At 44.7% G+C, this 21172-nt stretch carries 16 protein-coding genes; 12 read left to right on the top strand and 4 right to left on the bottom strand.

Annotated features, from left to right (window positions below; genetic code table 11):
* The first annotated feature begins 31 nt into the window (after window positions 1–31).
* Both ACWNM1_RS17740 and ACWNM1_RS17745 read left to right on the top strand, forming a co-directional pair.
* A complete protein-coding gene (locus ACWNM1_RS17740) occupies window positions 32–3328 on the top strand; it encodes a chitinase N-terminal domain-containing protein (RefSeq protein WP_449601954.1) in 3297 nt (1098 codons plus the stop codon).
* Between the two features lie 231 nt (window positions 3329–3559).
* Entirely contained in the window at window positions 3560–4546 is a 987-nt protein-coding gene (locus tag ACWNM1_RS17745; RefSeq protein ID WP_449601956.1) for an alpha/beta fold hydrolase, read from the top strand.
* Window positions 4547–4623: 77 nt separating this feature from the next.
* Here ACWNM1_RS17745 and ACWNM1_RS17750 read toward each other — a convergent pair whose 3' ends face one another.
* Window positions 4624–5271 carry a TetR/AcrR family transcriptional regulator gene (locus ACWNM1_RS17750; protein WP_449601958.1) on the bottom strand — a complete coding sequence of 216 codons (648 nt, stop codon included), beginning with the start codon at window positions 5269–5271 and terminating at the stop codon, window positions 4624–4626.
* Window positions 5272–5338: 67 nt separating this feature from the next.
* Here ACWNM1_RS17750 and ACWNM1_RS17755 point away from each other — a divergent pair, with 67 nt between their 5' ends.
* The 6 genes from ACWNM1_RS17755 to cydC all read left to right on the top strand — a co-directional run bounded on the left by ACWNM1_RS17755 (window position 5339) and on the right by cydC (window position 14637).
* Window positions 5339–7189, top strand: coding sequence for a hypothetical protein (locus ACWNM1_RS17755; RefSeq protein ID WP_449601959.1), 1851 nt, complete (start codon window positions 5339–5341; stop codon window positions 7187–7189).
* Between the two features lie 57 nt (window positions 7190–7246).
* The gene (locus tag ACWNM1_RS17760; RefSeq protein WP_449601961.1) at window positions 7247–8098 is read left to right on the top strand and encodes a GNAT family N-acetyltransferase; all 852 of its coding nucleotides are present in this window, start codon (window positions 7247–7249) and stop codon (window positions 8096–8098) included.
* A gap of 536 nt (window positions 8099–8634) precedes the next feature.
* Window positions 8635–9999 (top strand): cytochrome ubiquinol oxidase subunit I, encoded by a 1365-nt coding sequence (locus ACWNM1_RS17765; protein WP_449601963.1) that lies wholly within the window; start codon window positions 8635–8637, stop codon window positions 9997–9999.
* Window positions 9996–11012, top strand: a complete 1017-nt coding sequence (locus ACWNM1_RS17770; RefSeq protein WP_449601965.1) for a cytochrome d ubiquinol oxidase subunit II — start codon at window positions 9996–9998, stop codon at window positions 11010–11012. Before ACWNM1_RS17765 ends, ACWNM1_RS17770 begins: the two co-directional genes overlap by 4 nt.
* 71 nt (window positions 11013–11083) lie before the next feature.
* Entirely contained in the window at window positions 11084–12913 is a 1830-nt protein-coding gene (gene cydD / locus ACWNM1_RS17775) for a thiol reductant ABC exporter subunit CydD (protein WP_449601996.1), read from the top strand.
* Window positions 12910–14637, top strand: coding sequence for a thiol reductant ABC exporter subunit CydC (gene cydC / locus ACWNM1_RS17780; RefSeq protein WP_449601967.1), 1728 nt, complete (start codon window positions 12910–12912; stop codon window positions 14635–14637). Before cydD ends, cydC begins: the two co-directional genes overlap by 4 nt.
* 97 nt (window positions 14638–14734) lie before the next feature.
* Here cydC and ACWNM1_RS17785 read toward each other — a convergent pair whose 3' ends face one another.
* The gene (locus tag ACWNM1_RS17785; protein WP_449601969.1) at window positions 14735–15226 is read right to left on the bottom strand and encodes a DUF1036 domain-containing protein; all 492 of its coding nucleotides are present in this window, start codon (window positions 15224–15226) and stop codon (window positions 14735–14737) included.
* 260 nt (window positions 15227–15486) lie between these two features.
* Window positions 15487–16014, bottom strand: a complete 528-nt coding sequence (locus tag ACWNM1_RS17790) for a DUF1036 domain-containing protein (protein WP_449601971.1) — start codon at window positions 16012–16014, stop codon at window positions 15487–15489.
* Window positions 16015–16570: 556 nt separating this feature from the next.
* On the opposite strand from ACWNM1_RS17790, the gene ACWNM1_RS17795 reads away from it, so the two are divergent.
* Together ACWNM1_RS17795 and ACWNM1_RS17800 are read left to right on the top strand one after the other, a co-directional pair.
* Window positions 16571–17164 carry an RNA polymerase sigma factor gene (locus ACWNM1_RS17795; RefSeq protein WP_449601973.1) on the top strand — a complete coding sequence of 198 codons (594 nt, stop codon included), beginning with the start codon at window positions 16571–16573 and terminating at the stop codon, window positions 17162–17164.
* 85 nt (window positions 17165–17249) lie between these two features.
* A complete protein-coding gene (locus ACWNM1_RS17800; protein ID WP_449601975.1) occupies window positions 17250–18074 on the top strand; it encodes a hypothetical protein in 825 nt (274 codons plus the stop codon).
* A gap of 203 nt (window positions 18075–18277) precedes the next feature.
* On the opposite strand, the gene ACWNM1_RS17805 is transcribed toward ACWNM1_RS17800, so the two are convergent.
* Complete coding sequence (locus ACWNM1_RS17805; protein WP_449601977.1) at window positions 18278–19300, bottom strand: MBL fold metallo-hydrolase; 1023 nt, start codon at window positions 19298–19300, stop codon at window positions 18278–18280.
* A 155-nt stretch (window positions 19301–19455) separates the two neighbouring features.
* Between ACWNM1_RS17805 and ACWNM1_RS17810 the strand changes: the two genes are divergently transcribed.
* On the top strand, window positions 19456–20466 hold the full coding sequence (locus ACWNM1_RS17810; RefSeq protein ID WP_449601979.1) for a fumarylacetoacetate hydrolase family protein: 1011 nt from the start codon (window positions 19456–19458) through the stop codon (window positions 20464–20466).
* Window positions 20467–20559: 93 nt separating this feature from the next.
* Window positions 20560–21135, top strand: coding sequence for a TetR/AcrR family transcriptional regulator (locus tag ACWNM1_RS17815; protein WP_449601981.1), 576 nt, complete (start codon window positions 20560–20562; stop codon window positions 21133–21135).
* Window positions 21136–21172 lie beyond the last annotated feature (37 nt).

Consider the following 21172-nt stretch of genomic DNA (forward strand, 5'->3'; position numbering starts at 1 on the left):
TCCACCGATCTATATCTTAAGGAGGAAGAATATGAAGGAGAAGCGTTCAGGTTGGAATAAGAAGCTGCTAAAAAGCATGCTGGTTGCATCTGTTGCCGTACCCCTGCATTTGTTCGCATTCGGAGCCGGCTCGGCGATATACGCTGAGGGGCCAAGCGACCCCGCCCCATTCATTGAAGCCAAAGTGGTCAACGAGCATGCTGGCCAGAAAATTCTGTTTGACAATACCCACGCGCAGACGGCCGGAGCGGCCGACTGGGTTATTGATGGCGCTTTTTCCGATTTTGGTAATGCGCTTGCAAAAGAAGGCTATTACGTCAAAGAGCTTCGTAAGACCACTCCGATTACGCTAGGCGATCTTTCCAGCTATGACGTCTTCGTCGTGGCCGAATCTAACATTCCATATAAATCCAGCGAGCAGGCAGCAATGGCGGAATACGTGGAGAACGGCGGCAGCATCTTCTTCATCGGCGATCATTACAATGCGGACCGCAATAAGAACCGCTGGGACGGCAATGAGGCATTCAACGGTTACCGCCGCGGAGCTTGGGACAACCCGGCCAAAGGCATGAGCACTGAAGAGGCCGGTTCCGCGGCAATGCAAGGCGTGGTCAGCTCCGACTGGCTGGCGGAAGAGTTCGGTGTCCGGTTCCGCTTCAATGCGCTCGGTGACATTAACGCCACCAACATCGTGGCTCCCGATCAGGCCTTCGGTATTACATCAGGAGTATCAAGTGTAGCCATGCATGCCGGCTCCACGCTGGCAATCCTCGACCCGACCCGGGCGAAGGGCATCGTCTATCTACCGAAAACCAACAATGCTTGGGGCAACGCGGTGGACCAAGGTGTCTACAATGGCGGCGGCGTAGCGGAAGGTCCTTATGTGGCCGTGGCAAAAAAAGGTGCCGGCAAAGCCGCCTTTCTCGGCGACTCCTCTCCAGTCGAGGATGCCACACCGAAGTATTTGCGCGAGGATACTGGTGCCAAAAAAACGACTTACGATGGCTTCAAGGAGGCTGACGATGCTGAGCTCCTGGTGAACACCGTTAACTGGCTCGCCGAACAAGAGAGCTATACGGATTTCACGAAGGTAAGTGGCCTGACGCTGGATCAGCCGACGCAGCTGCTGCCGTTCGAAGAGCCGGCGCTTTCCACTGAGCCTCAGCCAGAGCCATGGGCCGCTCCGAATGCCGGCTACAAATGGTTTGACCGCACCAGCTACAAGGCGGGCTCTTACGGCGGACCGGCGGCTACTGCAAGTGCGGTGTACAATTTCACGCACCAGACGGTGCTGCCGAACGCGCAGGATTTCCAGATTCGTGTCAGCGCAGATAATCTCCCTGCCAATACGAGCGTATCAGGATTCCAATTGGGTATCTACCAGGTGAGTAGCGGTGCCCAGATCGCCAAGATCCAAAACAGTGACGGCACTTGGCCGAGTAGCTATGCTTACAGCGCCAACTTTAGCCTGACTTCAGACTTGAACGGCCATGCCTACAAAGATCTGACCGTGCAGATCAAACCGGGCACCACGGCTGCATCCAATCTGCGTCTGCGCCAGAACGGAACGAACCTGAAGACCGAATCAGTAACGCTCGGTAACGTCCCAGCAGAACCGCTTCCGGACGAGGAAGATCCAATTCCGGCGACCGTTTCCATCGGCGAAGCCCGGACCAAGATTGTTGGATCCTTGGTGACGGTTGAGGGGATCGTAACGACTGAGCCGGGTATTTTCGGCGGGCAAACCTTTTATCTGCAGGATGAGACCGGCGGACTTTATGTCTACCAGAGCCAAAGTGGTTTCCATGCAGGCGATACGGTCAAGGTAACAGCGTCCACGGCGCTGTACAATTCGGAGCTAGAGTTGACCGAAGTTGTGCAGATCGAGAAGACCGGCACAGCGAAGCTGCCCGAGTCCGTTGACGTACCGGCTGTGAACGATACCAATCAAGGTCAGCTGCTCAAGCTTAAAGACGTGAAAGTGACGAATATTATCACAGCCACTCCAAGCGGTTCTTTTGAATTTGACGCCATCGCCGATGACGGGACAAGCAATCACATCCGGGTGGATGCCCGGACGGGCATCACGAAAGACAGCTTCCCTTATGCGGAAGGACAGAAGCTCGATATTACGGGCGTAGCCGCGATCTTCAAAGACGTATACCAACTAAAACCTAGAAGTCTCGGAGACTTCAGCATTGTGGTAGAAGTGGGGGCTCCGGTAACGACGGCAACCCTGTCGGCAAATCCGAACGCTGCCGGCTGGTTGAACCAGCCCACCGAAGTAACCCTGAAGGCCGACTCTGATACAGCTAAGGTTTATTACTCGCTGAACGGCGGTGCGGAAGCCGTATACAGCACTCCGTTGGCCGTAAGCAAAGATGGACGGCATACGCTGTCTTATCATGCGGTTTCGGGCAAGGGAAAGGTGGAAGAAACTAAGACACTGAGCCTTAATATCGACACGGTTTCACCGACAGCGGAGCTGACGGAGTCCGGTCATGCGGTCGGCGATGTGGAGGAGGAAGCCCAGCTTAAGTTTGTATTGGCTGCCGAAGATAATCTGTCTGGCGTCGCCTCCAAGCAGCTTCTGCTGGATGGACAGCCCATAGCTGACGGACAGACCCTGAATGCTGCGGAGCTGGGTGCCGGGTCCCATACTGTAAACTACGTCGTGACCGACGCCGCAGGCAATACTGCCGAAAAGAGCTACACGTTCCAAATTACTGGCGGAGCGGCGCTTGCAACTGATAAGCCTGGACAGCCAGTGTTGTCTTCGAACAGCGGCTACGGTTATGGACTCAGTGACGGTAACTTTACCGTCACCATGAACCTCTGGTGGGGCAATAACGCTACCAGCTACAAGCTTTATGAGAATGGCACACTGATCGATTTCAAGTCTTTGAAGGATGTATCTCCTTCCGCGCAGACGGCAAGTACAGCGCTTCACGGTAAGCCGAATGGCACCTATATATACACAGTGGAGCTTACCAACAAATACGGCACAACCAAGAGCCAGCCGCTCACGGTGACGATCCGCGATGCCACGCCGGGCAAACCTGTCCTGGCCCATGACAACTGGGACGGAGACGGCTCTTATAAAGTAACTATGAATCTGTGGTGGGGCACTAATGCCACAGAGTACCGCCTTTATGAGAACGGGCAACTGATCGACACGCAAGCGCTAAACGCCAACACGCCTTCGGCGCAGAGCGCTACGACTGACGTCACTGCCCGCGCTTCCGGCAATTATGAATACCGGGCGGAGCTGGTTAATGCAGCGGGAGAGACCATAAGTGATATCATCAAGGTAACCGTCAACAATTAATACGATGAGCGTTTAAATCTTGTAAGAAGTATTCCAAGGTGTTGCATTCCGATTTGCTGTTGATCTAAATATGTCTCCAGGAGGTGCTTATATCTTTCAGATATAACGCCTCCTTTTTGACTTGTTCATATTCCGTTCATATTGTCGTCACGATGAGTACATCTTAGTTGATTACACTTTGAATATGTCGTCAAGGCGGCACTTCAGATACAGAGACAAGGAAGGGAAGAGATGAACGTGGCAAATATGGTGGAAATAAAAACAACTGGGACTAAGAGCCACAAGAAACGGTACCTATGGTTAAAAATAATCGGAGGAATTGTAGGGGCGCTCGTGCTGTTCATGGGCATTGTTTTTATCGTTAATGTAATCAGCAACGGGGTTGAGAAAAAGAAAATCGAATCGTATGGTCAGTATGTCAATGTGGATGGGAAAAAGATGAATGTGCTCATTCAGGGCAGCGGAGAACAAACCGTTGTACTCCTTCCGGGACAAGGAACCCCGTCGCCTGCACTTGATTTCAAATTGCTGGTCGATGAAATTACCCCTAATTATAAAGTCGTGTTGGTCGAGCCTTTCGGTTATGGTTTGAGCGATGAAACCAAGAAAGAAAGAACGACAGAAAATATTGTAAGTGAAGTTCACGAAGCTCTGCAGCAACTGGGTATTGACAGATACATTCTAATGGGACATTCCATCACGGGACTTTACGGAGCATCCTATGTGAACACCTATCCGGAAGAAGTTCTTGCTTTTGTCGGCATCGATAGCAGCGTTCCCAATCAACCTGGCATGGATGTCAAATTGCCTTTAAAATCGATGCAGTTTCTTAAAAAATCAGGTCTAATGAGATTGGTCCAAAAAGTGAGCGGAGATCCGTATGAATCGCTTGCATTTGATGAGCATACCAAAGAACAGATGCGTTTGATTTCGAATCAAGTCGCGACCAATCCAACGTTGATGAATGAACTCAGCCACCTCGGTTCCAATTTTAAAAATGGAGAAAAACTCACAATGCCAAAAGACTTGCCGTTACTTCTCTTCGTTCAATCGAATAATGAGCACAATAAACAGTGGATTCCGCTTCATGAAGAGCAAGTCAAACAATCCGCACAGGGAAAAATGATTCCGATGGAAGGTTCTCATTACCTGCATCATACAAAATACAAAGAAATCGCTGAGGAATTCAAAGCTTACATGAAACAAATCCAATTGTAGGGTTAATAATTGAACTGCGGAGCCGAACTTGGTTCCGCAGTTTCTTTCTTTTTCCTTTTAAAAAAATTTATCAAACCTTATTCCTGGGACATTGGAGTTTGGTATACATCGAGACAAATCTTGGTCATCTCATCAATGGATTTTGCAAAGTCGGATTGTATCCATTTGAGGAGAACATTATAGAGGGCCCCCGCTTTAAAGTATATTCGGTACACATTTTCATCGCTTTTGTCGTGAGCAGTAGAGAGCATCATTTCATTCAAGCAATCCAGAATTACATCATCAAACTTTGCGCTTTGAAGTGCTTTGTAGATGTTCCGCTGCTGAAAAATAACTTCAAAAAGCACTTTAATAAATTTTTGAGGTTCTTTGGCTTTGCCTGTTATTTCATTGGTGTAAGGTAAGAGTTTTTGATTGATTTCGAAAATAAGCGAATCGACCAAATCCACCAGGATCTCTTGCTTGGAGGAATAGTTGTTGTAATAGGCCGTTCGAGAGACCCCTGCACGCTTCACAATATCGGTGATGGTAATTTTGTTAAAAGGCTGTTCCTGGATCAAGTAGACTAATGCCGTACAGATGGCTTCTCTTGTCAAACGGTTGGTTTCTTTATTGGAACGATGCTGAGAGGTATTTGGGCTGTATAATTCATGATTTGAGATGACATTTCCCCTCCGTTTGTACATTCTGGTGTTCAGTTTATTGTTTTTTATGAGTCTTTTCAATATGCTAACACCATAAGGCATTACAAATGTAATGTCAAAATAGTAGTAGATAAAATGGGAGGGCGTCATGTTAGAAAACTTATATAGACGATTGTCAGCGGTGCTGCTTTTGATCCTTGCACTCTGTGCTACAGTATTCATTGGCAAAGAAATGGTAATCTCGATAGTGACCATTACCCTTTTGTTAGCGGAATTAGGCATCTCCTTTTTACTTTTAAAGAAGCGTGAAAAGTTACATGTGGTGTTAATTAGTGCGATGGTGGCAGAAGGGTTGTTCTTACTAACAAGAGAATTTTGGCTGCTTGCGCTTTCTATCTTGCTGCTGATCGTAGCGGGCATATGGAGAGGACTGTTTGGGCAAACGGTGAGCAGAGGAGTTACTCTGTTTCTAGTGGTTCGAAAAGTGTTATTCAGCATTGCAGTTCTTATCGTTACTGCACTTTGGGGTATTGGAATCTATGCAAAACCTATTACAACACCTGTGGCATTAGCAGCTGACGCGGCTGTGACGATCGATGAACGTAAATTGGATTCTGCAGCAGTGATGCTGAAGGATATTGAAGTAATGAATTCTTTTGGAAGCCGTACAACCGGCTCTGTGGGACATAATCAATTTATTTCATGGCTGGAGCAACAGGTAACAGATATGGGGCTGAAAGTTTATCGTGATCACTATACTTTTGACCGATGGGAAGAAAAGAGCAGCTCTTTAATGATTGATCAGCAGTCAATTCATGTCTCTTCAGCTTTTCCTTATTCCGGGGAAACTGACGAAAAGGGGGTAACAGGTGAGCTGGTATATACGAAGCGTGGTGAGTATGACCAGGCCAGCGGAAAAATTGCTGTCATTGAAATTGAGAATTTCAGAAATTTCCCAAGTGGGATCGTTATGAACATGCGGGATTCATCTCCAATGGAAAGCCAAATTGCCCCAAATGAAGGCGATCTAGTCCTCACTACAGCTTTAAAAGAAGCTAAATTGCAGCAAGCGAAGGAAATGGGTGTAAAAGCTGTTGTTGTTGTCTGGAAAGGGGTATCCGACGATAAAGTTGAAAAGCAGTATGTGCCTTTTACTACAGATTATGTTGGAATTCCTGCGATCTGGGTCAATGAAACGGAAGGAAAAAAGGTGATCAGTGCAGCCCAGGAGCACAAAGAAGGTACGGTTATTTTAGAAGCGGAAATACAAAAAAATGCTCCAACAGTATCCTTTTATGTGAAAATTGACGGGAAAAATAAGAATGAAGCGATTATCATAAATACCCATACGGATGGGATAAATGTGGTGGAGGAAAATGGTGCTGTGGGCATGCTGTCCATGATTCGTTACTTACAGAAGGAGCAGCCGGAACGTACGATGATTTTCACTTTTGTGACAGGCCATTTTAGATTACCTGATTTCAAAGGAACTTCTCAGGCGACTTCCACTTGGATGGAGGGGCATCGAGAGCTCTGGGATGGCAAGAAAGGCCATATAAAAGCTGTAGCTGGAATTACGGTTGAGCATTTAGGCAGTATGGAGTGGAAGGACGATGATACGGGTCACTATAGACCAACTGGAAAAATAAGTACAGAATATACCTATGCGGGCAATGAAATGATGGCAGCCATTTGGCTGAAGGCTATTGAAAAGACCGACGGCACACGTACTGTATTGTTACGTGGACATAACAAGTTTGAGTTCGGAGAGAGTCAGCCTTTATTTGAAGCAGGGATACCGGTGATTGGCTTCATTCCAATGCCCGACTATCTGCTCGTGGATAGTGAAGACAGAGAGATGGGTAAATTTGATGCAAAGCTCATGAATACACAAATTATATCGTTACTGAAAGCGGTCAAGATAGTGGATGGAACGGAGACGACTAAGCTAGGAAAGTCAGATGGGTATTCTTTTTTCTATGGTCGTACTAAAAGATGAATTGGAGATTTTGATGACTAAAAACATAGTATCAAAAGAAAAGGAGAAAAAAACTACATGTTGATCAAAAGTGTTAAGGATCTTGAATTACAAGAGTTTACAACTTGCTTTAACGAAGCCTTCTCCGATTATGTAATTCCATTTCATGTTTCTTCGGAGCATTTAGCTGATAAATTTGCAGGTGCGGGAGTTAATTATCAGATGTCGTTTGGTGCTTTTGATCAAGAGAAGCTGGTTGCATTTGTTATGCATGGCATCGGGGATCGTAACGGCGAAAGTACGGCATTTAATACTGGTACAGGAGTCGTTCCTTTATATAGAGGGAGACGGCTAGTCGAACAAATTTATCGTCATGCTCTTCCCATCCTTAAAGAAGCTCATATTCAAAAGTGTTTGCTTGAAGTGATCCAAAGCAATGAGAAAGCTATAAAAGCGTATACCGCCGTAGGATTTCAAATCCATAGAGAATTGGCTTGTTTCAAGGGGCGTATTGATGTAACCCTTCCGGCCGATCATAGTCTTACTTCCATTGCTACGGTTCGACTGGAAGAATTCGATTGGACATCGGTACATTCTTATTGGAATTTTGAACCTTCTTGGGAACAATCTGTTCATGCAATTTTACGAAACCCGCATTTATACGATGTGGTCACGATAAGGGAAGAGAATAAGATTTGTGGATACGCGGTAATAAAATCGGCCAACGGAGCAGTTCTACAGTTCGGTATTTTGCGAGAAAAAAGAAACCGGGGATTTGGACGTTACTTATTTCATTGGATGGGAGAGAGACATTCTATCATCACCGTCAATAATGTAAACAAAAGAGATACAAATTCTATACGTTTCCTTAAAAGCGTTGGTCTTGACGTATATATCGAGCAATATGAAATGGAGAAAGATTTGTCATGACGAAGATAACATTAGCTTTAATTCAAAAACACTGATGATTTGAGTCAGTGTTTTTTGTTGCAAAAGGGGGTATATATTAGAGGTAAAAATGAGAAAATATCTTTTTTCTAACATCAAAGTAGGAGGAGACTTGTGAAATCATATATACGCTATTGAATCAATAGCTCTTTTGGGTTCTTTTTGTGTTATTCACTGAGTTGTCAGAAAGATTTGACCCTTTCTTGAACGTTTAGGGATTAAGAGATATCTGTGATTGAATTACTTGCAATTTAAGATAAGATGATTTTAATCATTAGGTCACGTTATTAATTTGACTGCTCAGTATCAGGTAAATCAGGCTCGCCAACTCTTGCTTTGTGAATTTTTTCTCTTTTTACATATCAAAGAACGAGAAACGTCATACTAAAACGAACAGGCAACGATGTCGCTGAGCCCTGCTAAACCTGATATTGAATACAGCCTAAGAGTTAGCCGGCCTAATCATAAGCATCAACTTATGACGAAAAATGAACAGCGTTTGAAGGGAGCAGTAAAGAATGGCAATTGATACGGTACTATGGAGCAGGCTGGTGACAGGCTTGACTCTCGGGTTCCACGTTATTTTTGCGACGATTGGCGTCGGTATACCGCTAATGATCGCTATTGCAGAGTTCATCGGGATCCGCAAAAAGGATCCACATTATACACTTATGGCAAAGAGGTGGTCTCGAGGATTTGTCATTTCTGTAGCGGTTGGTGTCGTGACCGGTACAGCGATTTCACTACAATTGGCTCTGGTGTGGCCGAATTTTATGAAACTGGCTGGGAATGTTATTGCACTTCCGTTATTCATGGAAGTGTTCGCGTTCTTTTTTGAAGCCATCTTCCTGGGCATTTATTTGTATACATGGGATCGGTTCAAAAATCCTTATATCCATTGGCTGTTGACGATTCCGATTGTCGCCGGGGCAGGCATGTCTGCCGTTTTTATTACGACGGTGAACGGATTCATGAACCAGCCTGGAGGCTTTGTCATGGAAGCAGGCCAATTCACTGCGATTGACCCGGTGCAAGCGATGCTGAATACGGCGACGTTCTCCAAGGTGTTTCATGTATTAAGCTCGGCCTATTTGACTGGAGCTGCCTTGTTAGCCGGGATTGCAGCCTTTGCGATGCTGAGAAAAGGAGTGTCCGCATACCACAAAAAATCCTTGAATCTCATGATGGCGGTTGTTTTGCTGTTTGGCTTGCTGAACACGTTAGCTGGAGATGTCTCCGCCAAGTTTTTGGCCGAGCATCAGCCTGAGAAGCTTGCAGCGGCAGAGTGGCATTTTGAGACGGGTAGCGGTGTGGATTTGGTCCTAATGGGATGGCTGAATGCAGAGCATGACGTTCTAGGAGCTCTTCATCTGCCGAAGCTGCTCAGCTTCCTGGCTTTTGGAAACTTTAACGCAGAGGTAACGGGGCTCGAGGAATTCCCAAAGGATGAATGGCCACCGCTTCTCGTCCATTACCTGTTTGATTTAATGGTCGGAATCGGATTTGCTTTGCTCGGGATAGCGGTCTTATATTTCCTGTTTGTGTTCTGGAAAAAGCGCAATGCGCTTAACAAGTGGATGCTTAGCATCATCGCACTGATCGCACCGCTCGCTTTTCTAGCTGTAGAGCTGGGCTGGTTTTATGCAGAGGTTGGGCGACAGCCGTGGATTATCCGTGGATATATGCGTGTTGAGGAGGCTGCCACGTCTTCACCGAACGTAAGAATTATATTCTTCGCCTTATTGCTCTTGTACATCGTACTCGGCACTATGTGTGTAATTGTACTAAGACGCTTGTTCAACAATAATCCGGCAGAAGTTGAAATGGAGAAATGGATGAAGGATCATCCTAATCAATCTGTGGAAAAGGGGGGCACTGAATGATGAGTTACGAATTAATTGGCATCTCGGTGCTCTGGCTGTTCTTGTACGGCTATTTAATTATAGCTTCCATTGATTTCGGAGCGGGATTCTTTGCCTTTTATGCCCGTTTGACGAAGCAGGATCATCTCATTAATCGTCTGATTTCCCGTTATTTATCACCCGTTTGGGAGATTACAAATGTATTTTTTATCTTTTTCTACATTGGCATCGTCGGATTTTTTCCGGACACAGCCTATTATTATGGCTCCGCGCTGCTTGTTCCGGGAAGCATTGCAGTGATTCTTCTTGCGATTCGTGGTTCGTTCTACGCTTTTGAAAATTATGGTTCCAAGAAAAACATCGTATATCTTTTTTTGTACGGAGCTACAGGTCTGCTTATTCCGGCTTCGTTGTCAGTGGCGCTAACTTTGTCTGAAGGCGGCTTTATTGTGAAGCAGGCTGAGACGGTTTCTCTGGATTACTGGGCGCTGTTTACCAATCCGTTATCGTGGAGCATCGTTGGACTGGCAATCGTGTCCGTTTTGTTCATAAGCGGCACATTTCTGACTTTTTACGCATCTCGTGCAGAGGATCATTCTGCGTTGAAGCTGATGCGGAACTACGCCCTGTTTTGGAGCACACCGACGATAATTCTCGCACTGACAGCATTTATCTATTTGGGTCAACACAATGAGCGACATTTTCAAAATATGATGGATTTATGGTGGCTCTTGGCACTTTCCGTTGCTTTCTTCATGATCGCGATGTGGCTGTTATATAACGGACGCCGTTACGGATTAGCTTTCATATGCATCATGCTGCAATTTTTCTGTGCCTTTTTCGCTTATGGGATTGGGCAATACCCTTATATTCTCGATCCGTATATTACAATTCAGAGCAGTGCTACTTCACCAGCAATGGGCTTAGCGTTAGTAGTTGTGTTTATCGGCGGTCTGTGCCTGTTGATTCCATCCCTTATTCTGGTCTTCAAACTCTTCCTGTTTGATGCGGATTATGTAAAAGGGAAAAAATAAAGCAAATTGATCCATTACGGCGTGGTTGAGGTTTCTCTACAAGCCTATATATAAAGGAGGTGTGATCTGTGATGAGGAGATCCAGTCTGATTTCTCAACAAATGTCTTCACAAAGAAAAAATATGGTCCTCCTCGCGATCATTTCGCTCGGGCTGGGTACAGCTATTGTGAGTCAGGCTGGACTGCTTGCTGAAGCAGTCCAGCGGATTTTTGTGGAGAGAGCTTCATTTTCATCGGTTATCCTGTTGCTCGGCATTCTTCTGGCTGTTATGGCTGTACGCACATTGTTGTCATATGGAAACGGTAAAATTGGCTTGCGAATGGCTGCCACTGCCAAGACAAATATGCGTGCAGCCGTACTGCAAAACTTGACCCATGCTTCCATGCCTTCAACCCTTCGTGGACAGACGGGAGGGAAGGTCAGTATTGCTCTGGATGCTGTGGATGAGGCTGATAGTTATTTCAGTCAGTACATGCCGCGTATGATGGAAGCTGCTATCATCCCGATTCTGATTTTGGTCGTTACATTTATCCAACATGCCAACACAGGTTTCATCCTATTGTTTACAGCTCCTTTCATCCCACTGTTCATGATTTTGGTAGGGCTGAAAACGAAGAACAAATCCGAAGAAAAATATGCGCAGCTGGCCGAGTTTTCAGGTACGTTTCTGGATTCTCTTCAAGGGCTGGTGACGTTGAAAATATTTGGACGGGCACACCGTCAACAACAGAAAATTGAACACAGTAGCCTGAGTTACCGTGATGCCACAATGGGCATTTTGAAGATTGCGTTTACGAATACCTTCATGCTGGAATCGATCGTGATGCTAAGCATTGGTATTGTCGCTCTTGAACTGGCTATCCAGTTGCTCGTTTTCAAATCTATGACGTTCCACACCGCTTTTCTCGTTTTGTTGCTCGTTCCCGAGTTTTACAACCTGTTAAAGAATACGGGGACGGCCTTTCACAGTGGCCGGACAAGTATGGGTGCGGTTCGTAAGGTGGAACAGATGCTTGAAGAACCGACAGGGGAGAGCAGGGACGCGAATGGGATTGAAGAAGCATTTACAACCGATGGAATCGACGAGATCGACAGCATGGATAGGGTCGACAGGGGAAGCAAATTAGAAATTACAAATTCCAATAATCTTTCAGTACCGCCATACATGGAAATAGATCATCTTCAGTTTCAATATGCTCCAGATTCATTCAAGCTTGAGACGGGTCGGATCCAGTTTAATCCGGGAGAACATATTGCGATTGTAGGTAAAAGTGGTTCCGGTAAAACAACTTTGCTACATCTCATTGCCGGTCTGCTGAAACCAGAATCGGGAACGCTTCTGGTAAATGGAAGTCCACTCTCGCAATACGATGAAACTGAATGGTTCGAACATGTTAGCTACATTACACAGCATCCGTATATTTTTGCAGGCACATTTTCTGAAAATATTGCGATTGGTGCTCATGGGAGCATCTCCAGGGCAGAAATTGAGCGGGCGGGGGAGGAAGCAGGACTCACTGCGCTTACAGCCCAATTGGAGCATGGATTTGATACCTTTGTTGGTGAAGGAGGCAGGGGACTGTCTGGTGGGGAAAAGCAACGGCTTGCCTTAGCACGCGCTTTTTTGAAGCGTCCTGCTATCATTTTGTTTGATGAACCGACAGTTGGACTGGATTTGCACACCGAGCGGGTACTGCAACGCTCCATAGCCAAACTGGCAAAAACGGCTACGATGATTACGGTGGCTCACCGATTATATACGATTCAACAAGCCGACAAAATTTTGTTTATGGAGAATGGAGTGTTGGTGGACTCCGGACGGCATGAAGAGCTTCTGGAGCGCCTGCCTCAGTATGCCGAGATGATTGATGTAGAGCGGAAAGGGGGGATATCCTCATGAATGAACTGGCCGTTCTGTCAAAGGCGATGATTCAGGAGCGCAAGGATATCATTCTTTCGATTTTGGGTGGATTTATCGCCGGCATAGCCGGTGTGGCACTCTTTTCTGCGAGCGGGTATCTAATTTCGCAAACGGTATTTGCGCCACCGCTTTATACATTAATTGTACTCACTTCGATGGTCAAACTGCTTGGTTTGCTTCGGGCGGCAAGTCGTTATGGAGAACGCTTGTATTCTCATCGGGCGACGTTCTCCATGCTTAGCCGTTTACGTACATCCTTTTTTGCCAAGCTAATTCCTTTAACGCCTGGTATATTGAACAAAAATCGAAGCGGGGATCTGCTTGCGCGGATCGTTGGGGATGTCGAAAGTTTACAAAATTATTTCTTGCGAGTCGCTTATCCTCCGATCATGGTCGTCATGGTGTTTTTGGCTACGGTGCTGTTTACTTCTACCTATTCGATCTGGATTGCCGTTTTGTTTGTAATAGGTATGTTGATAACGGCATTCGTTGTACCGGGAATTGTGTTGCTCGGGCAGCGGAGAATACATGGACGCGTTCGTGAGCAGAGGGCGCAGCTGTCCACGGAAGTTACCGAAGTGTTGTACGGTTTCCGGGATTTGAAACTATACGGTCAATTGGTACAGCGGGAGGAGCAGCTTCAGCACGCTTCCGCTGTATTGGCAACTGAACAGCAACGAGCAACCGGACACTTGCTACGTGGTCAATCGATGCACACTTTTGTTACGTTTCTCGTATCCTGGGGAGTGCTGACGCTCGGCGCCTATTTAATTATGGAAGGAGCGCTTGCAGGCGTATTTCTTGCCATGTTGGTCATGGCATCCCAAACCGTATTTGAAGAAGCGACGGCTATGGCCACATTACCCGCGTATAAAGAGGATAGCGAACACGCAGCCAAACGACTCACGGAAACAGTTCAGACCTTTGATGAGCAGTCCTCGCAGCCAAGTGGCACATTGTCTGTTGATCATGCTGTTACGATGGAACTATCCGATGTTACGTTTCAATATGAAGAAGAGTGGAGACCGGCGCTTAGGGATGTGTCCCTGCACATTTTACCTGGCTCCAAAACGGCGATTGTCGGGCCGAGTGGGTCAGGAAAATCAACAATGATCGAATTGCTGCTCAAACTGCGAACACCAACGGCTGGAGATATACGATTAAACGGCATTTCGGTAAAGGAACTGGATGAGACGAGCATTTGGCAAACGGCTAATGTAGTGTTTCAACAAAGTCATTTTTTCCGGGGAACGATCCGGGACAACCTGCTGCTGAATGGAGAAGAATATACTGACGAACAATTGTTGGAGGTACTAGCTAAAATGCAGCTGCCCGATAAATCGTTGACCGATATGGTGTATGAAAAAGGGGAGAATCTGTCAGATGGCGAGAAGCAGCGGCTGGCTCTAGCGCGAGTGATGCTCCGCAAAGGACGGGTATGGCTTCTGGACGAACCCACTTCATCGCTGGATTATGTGACAGAGCATCACGTTTTGAAGCATCTCTACGCACAGGCGGCTAATGATACGCTTCTCCTGATTTGTCATCGGCTAACCGGATTGGAAGAGATGGACCGAATTGTGGTCATGGACCAAGGCAGGGTAGTCGAAACGGGGTCCTATTCGGAGTTGATGGAGCAAAGAGGCTATTTTTATGAGATGAAACAAATCGAACAGCAAATGATCGGAGAAGTTGGAGTGTGATAACCTCCTATAACTATCTTACTTGAAGAAATCAGAAGTAACCTGAAGGAAACATATCTCCAGGTTGCTTCTGAAGAATCTAACAAAATAACATTTTCTATATGCCTCGCAAAGGCTTAATAAGCCTACCTATTTTACCCACCTTGCCGGGTGACTTTCTTATGCTCGATCTATCCAATTTGAATTTTGGAGATCCTTTTTTTGACACTATAGTATTTCTTAATTTTGTTGAACTATTGATTCCATTCGTAAAGGTCAAAGTATAATTCTGATAATTTCCAACTTTGAGCTCACGGAAACCTACCCTGTTACAGCCTGTGCCCTGGCATCTTTCTACCCAACACATGTCGAAGGCTGTGTTAGGAATATACGTGTAGTAATTACCGCTCCACATATTTCCGGAATTGTCATACGCGTAATAATAGTATCTTTGATTTGCAGATGACCCAGTTACTATAAGTGAACTTCTACCTGGGACTAATCGGTACCAACCCTTCTTAACATAAGTGGTAGGGCTACAATTTGGATCATAGTGAGCAATAGCAAGCCAAATATAGTTAGGGGTATTATTTTGTACATAAAAACTCATTTATATCACTCCATTCTATAGATTTAAATACAATGTTAATATATGTAAAAATATAAAGGAGTGTAATAGACAGATAGAGAGGGAGTTAATAAAAATAGGCTCTCGGGAGTTGGGTGCTAGGACTAGACCAACATTCGGAATGGTACCCGATGTTGCACAAAGGGAAAAGAAACAATTAAATCAAGCTCCCTCTTCTACCACAAGTAGAAACAGTCTTGGACTGATTAGGAAAGTCCAAAACTGTTTCTTCATTTTTCCACTTAACGTTTCGAGATAGATTTTCTGCCAGCAGCAGGTCGTACAACTCGAAGACCTTTAATAGGAGATTTACTCCGGCCAACATTCTTCTTTTTACCAGGAACTGCCGTGTTGACATTTAAAAACTTAGATTGACTTTGAATATTACTAGATACAATATTAACTGTATAATTTCTGAAGTTACCAATCCTGATTTTTCTCAATCCTAGCCTTCTACAAAGCGGAGCATCACAGTAACCTGCGCCACCACAAAGTTTGAAAGCATTTTGCGGTAGAGTAAGATAGTTAACACCTGACCATACAAGACTCCTATCTGTAGATTCAGCATAGTAATATATTTCTCGATTGTTGACTGCCCCACTCAATACCTCTACCGTTTGACCTGGATTTATTGTGTACCAACCTACCGCTTCATACCAGCTGGGCCAAGGTATCAAGGGGATCGAGCCCTGATTACAGCTTGCAGAGGAGTAATATGCGAAGGCAACATATACGGTTAAACTCGTATTGTTACGAAAACTAAGTCCCATAATTACATTCAGCTCCCTTCTTGATAATAGAATAAAGTATGCAGTTTAATAGGAGAAGGAAATGGACAGCAAGAGAAACAATTTCGAATCGATTGGGCTGCTCATGAGTAAACTGACGATCTGGATTTTGAAGTTCTAGCACTACTTATTACAGTTTTATTTCACCAATCGTACCTAGATGAATATCTAAAACAAAAGACTGATTAATTCTCTTGTGGTGTCCCGAAAGCCATTTTTTGGCTGTTTAGGGCACCTTTCGTTTTTTTATATAGGATTTAGGTAAATACCATAATCTGTTTTTTCTTTGAATCTACTAAAGAAAATGTGATGATACATAGTCATGATATTCCTAAGGTTTATGAAGAAGATGAACGCATTTATGCTGTGTAGGGGGTTGTAGGCTTTGTCTATGATGCGGCTATATCTGACTATGAATTTTCACATACAACAACAGAAAAATATTTAAAGTAAGTTACTATGGCTTAATCCATGAACAATTGTTGTCACATTTTGGGTCGAGCTCTTCGTTGTATAGAGTGAAAGGGGGGGAGACAGCTTGAATGATACGGAGTTACGTCAGATCATTGCAGATGTGTTGAATGGGGAAATAGAAAAATTCGAGAAAATCATGGAGGTTTATCAAAAACCGATTTTTCTCTACTGTTATCATATGCTTGGCAATTATGCCGAAGCTGAGGATAACGCACAGGAAGTATTTTTGAAGACATTCCGCACCTTGAAGAAATATACCCAATATCAAATAGATTTTGGCGCCTGGGTATACAAGATTGCCTACCATCAATGTATCGACATCATCCGTAAGCGAAAGTTGGTGAAATATTTGCCTTTCTTTTACCAGGATGAGAAAGAAAATAATGAAGTAGACTTGCATATTGAAGCCAACTATTTTGATGAATCCGTACATCAAGCCATGGCAAAATTATCGGCGGAAGAGCGTAATTTGTTAATCTTACGTTGTGTCGAGGATAAAAGCTACCAGGAGATCGGCTTGATTCTGGGCAAAAACAGTGCCAGCCTTCGTAAAAAATATGAACGTGCATCTGCAAAATTTCGAAAGTATTATACTCAAGTGAAGGGAGTGGGAGTGTATGAATATGGACAGGGATCGGGATTTGAAAAAACTGTTTGATGACCCGCGCATTCCCGACGCCGACTTGACAGGAAAAGTAATGAGAATATTACATGCTAAGCCACAAGAAAAGGAGAGGTTTTTTATGAAATATAAAGTTGTGTTGACTGCGTGTGTAGGGATGATGTTAATGGCCTCCACGGGTTATGCGGCAGTTCAATATCATTCTTTGACGAATAAGGATGGCAAAGTCGTATATGAAACTAAATCGACGAAAGATTACGTAATAACAGAATCGAAAGATGAGACAGCGCAGTTCAAGGCATTTTATGAACTTAAGGATAAGGTGCTAAAGAACGGGGAAGCTGGGCTGTTCTATATGGTTGCCAATAACCCGAATCACGAAACAATTCTTGGAACGAAGGTGACTGTCTTCCAAGATCTTTCTCAATTGCGCGATAAGATTACGGATAAATCCATTAAGATCGCAGACAAAGTCAATGGAAATTATACATTCCAAAAGGCGGACGTAATCTTTAAAAATGCTCAGGAAGTGAATCCTCCTTCTTCGGAAGAAAAAAAGAAAATGGCAGAAAAGCTGAGAAAGCAGGCGGAAGAATCCAATCAGGGATATGCCATGATGCCGGTTGAAATGACAGATCAGCTTTTCCTTCTCTTTGCTACGTATCAAAATGGCGAAGATAAAATCGGGGTTGATATCACTAATCTGAGTGGAAATAGCGATCCTACAATGTATATTGACGAGAACGTTGAATTTAAGCAGGAGAAGGTTCAAGTGAAGGGAGTAGAAATGCTGCATACAGAATTTGCTCCTTCGCAGACGCACGAGCTGAAATGGGTATACGAGAACCCAGACAAAAAGGTGAAATACGCCTATACTTTACGTGGAGACATAAATAAAGTAAGCAAAGAAACCCTAATGAAACTTGCAGAAAGCTATTTGGAATAATAAATATTAATTCAACGGAAATCTTCTCCAATCCAATTGGGGGAGATTCCCCTCTAGTAAGTCATAAGTCCTTCTCCATTTTTTATCATAATCGTTTCAAAGCACCGATTTATATTCCGTGGAACAATTCAAAAGAACGGCCGCTGTTCGCATCGTTTGCGACAGGGCCGTTTTTTTGTTTTTCGTAGGTTAGCTTTAAATTGCTATTCTTTCCAAACACTCATAGGGTCCCATGGCTTGATCTGATTGCCATATTTCCCAGCCAAAAAAGCTTTCATGTCTTCCAGCTTAGCAGGCACCTCGTTCCAAATTGGAAGGGGTGGTAACCCTCGTTTGCTTTTCAATAGGATATCCACTGTAACATACAAGCGTTCTGGCTGGATCCAATGAAGGAAACGTGAAATATCAAGTTGCTTGGTCAGGGACAAGGAATCAATTTCGTCATTGTAATGCTTGTTGAACTCGCTGATCAGGTTCAAGAGGTAGTCTCTCTGCTCCTTCACGAAGTCCAGGCCACAGATGGCGCCATGTCCTGGAACAACGATTTCGGGTTTAATTTCATCAATAATGCGATCAAGCACTTTAACCCAATTGAGGGTTCCCTCTTCGCTGTATGCCGTACAACCGTTAAACACGACATCGCCGGCAAACAGCACTTTTTCTTTTGGCATCCACATCAGCAAGTCACTGTCAGAGTGGGCGGGAGCTACGTTGTAAATCATAACTTCCGTTTCGCCAAGACGGATGTTGATATCGTCCTTTATCTCAATATTCGGGAGCACCCATTCTACGCCTTCCAGGTCGAATCCTTCAAATTCTGCTGCAAAAAACCGCTCGCCCGAAGTCGATTCCGGAGAATCCTTTCCTCTTCTGATGACGTTATCCATCCAGGCGATATTTTCGGTGAGACGCTCTCTGGACGCTTCCTTATGCATAATAATGCAAGCATCTTCAAACACTTTGTTTCCCCAGGCATGATCACTGTTATAGTGCGAGTTCACCACATATGCGGGAGAGCCGCCGTTACTTACTTCCTTAAAAGCCTCCCGCATTTCCCGTGCATGGAACAAATCGAAGAACGTGTCATACACCAGCCCTTCACCCTTGTTGATGAACCCGGTATTGGCCCAACTGATGCCGCGATACGGCGAAATACCGGCAAAGACGCCATCTGCGACTTCAAAAAATTTAACGCGAGGTTTTTGGATAATACGTCCATACTTCATGAAAATTCTCCTTTGCGTATATGTTTTTGGGGTAAAGCATGCCTTTATTATAGAGAGTGGAAAACATAAATGCAAGCATGTACTTGCATGCATTCGCTCCATGTAATATGATGTAACAGAACAACATCACACTACATGGATGGAGGCGCTGCAACATGAAACTAGTAACCTTTCAAACCAAGACATCCCAGGAACCTTTGTTTGGGCTTGTAATTAACGAGAAATTTGTCGTGTCTTTTGCCGCAATCATGAAAAAGCAGGGAACATTCGTTGACAGTCTTGAAAGTATGGACAGCTATCTTCATTATTTACCGGCAAGTTATGATGCCGCTAAGGAATTAATGCAATATGCGGTCGAACAGTCGCATCAATTTAATGAAAATGAAATCTGCCCGATTGTAGCGGTAAACCTGCTGCCGCCAGTTCCAAATCCGGCTGCGCTTATCGATTTCGGACTGACACCAAGACATCTGAGAAATGCTGGCGTAAATCTGCTGCAAAGAGAATATACAGGGCCGGAAAGAGAAGAGCTTAAACAAAAAATTGCTGAAAAATTCCAGCAAGATCCGAACAAAGTAACTTTCAGTTATTACAAATGTAACCATAATGCATTAATTGGCGATGGAGATACGATTCATTGGCCTTCGTACTCTTCCTACCTGGATATTGAGCCGGAGCTGGCATTTGTTACAGGGATGGAGAACTGCATTGCAGGTTATGTTATTTTTAATGACAGTACTGTCCGCGATGTGCAATGGCCGGATTTCCAGGGGCTGACCGGACCGACGCGCTGCAAAGATTTTGATCGCAGCAAAGGAATAGGGCCATTTCTGGTTACGCCGGATGAAATCGACAATCCGCTGGTACTGGATGTGAATGTATTCATCGGGGAGAGACTGCACTGGAAGGGGAGCACATCCGAGTATTCTGCACATCCTGCAAAAGTGATGGAGGAGGTTCTCAAAGTTTTCACGCCGCTCCCGGGCACGATTATAGGAATGGGGACGATACCGGATTGCTGCGCAATCGAGACCGAACAATGGCTGTTGCCCTCTGACCGAATCCAGATTACATTTGATAAATTAGGCACGCTCACGCAATTGGTCCCTGATCATGTCAAGATTACGGAACCAAGCCGCTGGGAAAAAAGAAGCGATTTGCTTTAAATAAACCGTTTATGAAAATGATGAACCCCGACCCTGCTGCATATGCAAAACTTGTAGTAGAATAGGTTTAACATATGCAAAAGGAGAAATACAATGCAAACTTCAGACAGAATCATTGAAGCCGCGACACGGCTCATCAAAAAGAATGGCTATCGGGGAGTAAGCACCAAAGCCATTGCAACGGAAGCTAAAGTCAATGAATCTACGATTTTCCGGCAATTTAGAAGCAAGCAAGGCATATTGGAAGCGATCATTGAAAGACATTCGGATATCCCGCAATTTGAGAAGCTGTTAAAAGAGGACGCGACCGATAACCCGGAAATCGATCTGCTGAATGTAAGTCAGCAGTACCGTTTGTTTTTCCATAAAAATGCGGACATCATTTTAATTGGCATCCGTGACAAAGGAATGCTTCCCGAATTAGACAGAGTGCTGGCCGATCCGCCGGCGAAGCTTCACTCCTTGCTGGTTGAATATTTTGAACGCTTGCAGAAGAAAAAAATTATAGCCAGACAGGATGAGCGTCTTGTCGCCATGTCTTTTCTCTCGATGTGCTACGGATTTCAGATGAGCGAGCTGATTCACCGGCAATATCAATCCCAACTCGTCAGCGAAGAAGAGTTCTACAAGCACAGTGTCTCATTGTTTGTTAAAGGAATTTTGTCTTAGTCCTAAGCATTTATTAATTTATTTAATGATAAGTCTA

The sequence above is a fragment of the Paenibacillus sp. Marseille-Q9583 genome (genome assembly GCF_976954365.1).